General features: G+C 28.7%; 2 protein-coding genes. Both read right to left on the bottom strand.

All coding sequences use genetic code 11. The features are described 5' to 3' along the window. Window positions 1-287 precede the first annotated feature (287 nt). Window positions 288-1,229, bottom strand: a complete 942-nt coding sequence (locus tag KPL38_RS18990) for a helix-turn-helix transcriptional regulator (protein ID WP_216290703.1) — start codon at window positions 1,227-1,229, stop codon at window positions 288-290. 207 nt (window positions 1,230-1,436) lie between these two features. Next, a complete protein-coding gene (locus tag KPL38_RS18985; RefSeq protein WP_216290702.1) occupies window positions 1,437-2,090 on the bottom strand; it encodes a pentapeptide repeat-containing protein in 654 nt (217 codons plus the stop codon). Window positions 2,091-2,284: the final 194 nt, after the last annotated feature.

The raw sequence follows: 2,284 nt of genomic DNA, 5'->3' as shown, positions 1-2,284 counted from the left end.
AAATAAAGCAACATTAAATTTCTTCAGGATACATTTTCACTTTTCAACCCACATTCTAAATCCTAATATTTCCATTATTGTTTTTTCATAAGTTAGTTAACACTATCTTTTATAGTTCCCCAATTATTTTTAACAAAACATATTTATAATTTAATTTTAGACATGTTTTGTTATGTTTTGTTATGTTTCATTATAATTTAATATACTGAAAATTTCAATGTTTTTTTGTTTACCTCTAAATAAATAAAAAGTGACTTAGTTTAAAACTAAATCACTCCATTATCTTATTATGTTTCTGCAACTATTTTGCCCAAACCTTTTAAGTCATATCCTCCAATACCCTCTAGCTCTAACCTAAATTCCTGTGACTTAAGGATTTCAAGGACTGCTTGAAAATGAGATTTATTAATATCCTCTTTTTTTAAAACAAGATCATAGCTTTCTGTTTGTAGGGGGATGAAATCAATTCCCTCCACTTGTTGGCTAGTCTTTTCATTGCCAATGGCAACGTCTGCTCCACCTCTTGCTACAGTACTCGCAACAGCAAAATGTGAAAAACATTCTCTTCCATAGCCAGCTAAACTACTACCGACTATTCCAAGCATCTTTAAATGTTCATCTAATAATACTCTTGTGCCACTTCCTATTTCACGATTTATTATAGTAATTTCAGGACACTTCAAGTCTGCCCATCCATTTATGCCTTTTGGATTATCCTTTCGGACATAAAATCCTTGCATTCTATTAGCAAGATGCACTATAATCGTTGGTATTCCAGGAAGCATTCTTTTTACATAAGGTATGTTATACTCCCCTGTTTCACCATCCCATAAATGGGTTGTAGCAATCTGGACATTACCATGATAAAGCGCATATAACCCATCATAACTTCCAACATAGGATCTAAGTGCCTGAACCCCTTTAGTATGTTGTTGTAGGTGCCTTGATAATATATCTAACATAATATCTTGACCACAAATAACAAAACCATAACTTTTTTGAATTTTTTCTGCTTTATATGGATTAATTAATTCATTATTACTTAATTCATTATTTTTCGTCTTAGATTTATTCTTGTATATTTCTATATCTTTCATTTCTACTCTTATCTTGTTACCAACCCTATAAGAATTTAACTCTCCTCTTTTTACCAACTCATAAACAGTATTTTTTGTAATTTTAAGCATCTTTGCAACCTCAATTGGCGTTAATGCAGATCCATTTTCCATTTTTCTAACCTCCTATATAAGGTGTTTTATTACTACAAAACTTATTGTTTTTATATATCACTAATCAAAAACACATACAACTAATCGCATATTAGAAATTATAATAACTCTGCATTTATTAATTTTTTACCATGTTTTTAATCTATTTACTATAAGAAAATCATAATAAATACCGTAACGTCACCACAATAATTTATAAAATTAATTCTACTTAATAATGATGCCTAGTATGGCAGAAAGAGAAATTGCTTGTGTAGTTGTAACTCTCGCGCCCTTAATATCAGGAATATTTATTCCCATACCTTCAATATCGCAACTAGTAAAGTCTATTCCTTTAAGCTTTGTAAAATTCATTTGAGACTGAATTAAATTAGACTCCCTAAATTCTACTTTTGAAAATGTTGAATTTTGAAAATCAGAAGACCGTAGTTGGCATTGAAGAAATGCAACTTGTTTACAATTAGAATAACTAAAAAAAGCTAATTCACCATTACAATTCTCAAATATTACATCCCTTAGCGTTGCTTCATTTAAATTAATTCCAATAATTTTACAATTTAGAAATTCCACTCTATGTAATGAAGCCTCATTAAAATCGACATTTGACAAATCACAATTTTCAAATCTTACATTAATAAATTCTATACGCCTAAAAGTTATTTTATTAAAAATAACTTTTTTAAATATTACCTGTTTAAAAGTAATTCTGTCTGCTTCATGATTTTCCAAAGAACAATCACTGATTGTTCCAAATGAAAATACACTTTCATCCTCAATATTTTCTTTAGATAATTCTATAACATCTAAATCACTATCAAATTTAGGTCTTGTAACCTTTGTCCTAATTTTTTTATCTTCCATACATGCTTACCCCCATATTAATCTTAAAATAAATAACATTATATAAATGTATCTTTTAAATTAACACTTTATTTATTCTTTATTTTTGACCTGTTGTAAAATGAAGTTGAACCAATAAGAAATCCATAGTGGATTAATTCTGTGTTATGCTTTAATCGCCTAAACTAAAACACACAGGAGGATAATCACTATGG

This window comes from Clostridium psychrophilum, from assembly GCF_018861705.1.
GTDB lineage: Bacteria > Bacillota > Clostridia > Clostridiales > Clostridiaceae > Clostridium_AD > Clostridium_AD psychrophilum.
The sequence above is the reverse complement of the archived record's forward strand: the minus strand, read 5'-3'. Positions and strand labels throughout refer to the sequence as shown.

Bases quoted from the DNA above. Each gene is read 5' to 3' on its own strand.
- KPL38_RS18990 (WP_216290703.1), bottom strand. From the start codon at position 1,229: ATGGAAAATGGATCTGCATTAACGCCAATTGAGGTTGCAAAGATGCTT.
- KPL38_RS18985 (WP_216290702.1), bottom strand. From the start codon at position 2,090: ATGGAAGATAAAAAAATTAGGACAAAGGTTACAAGACCTAAATTTGAT.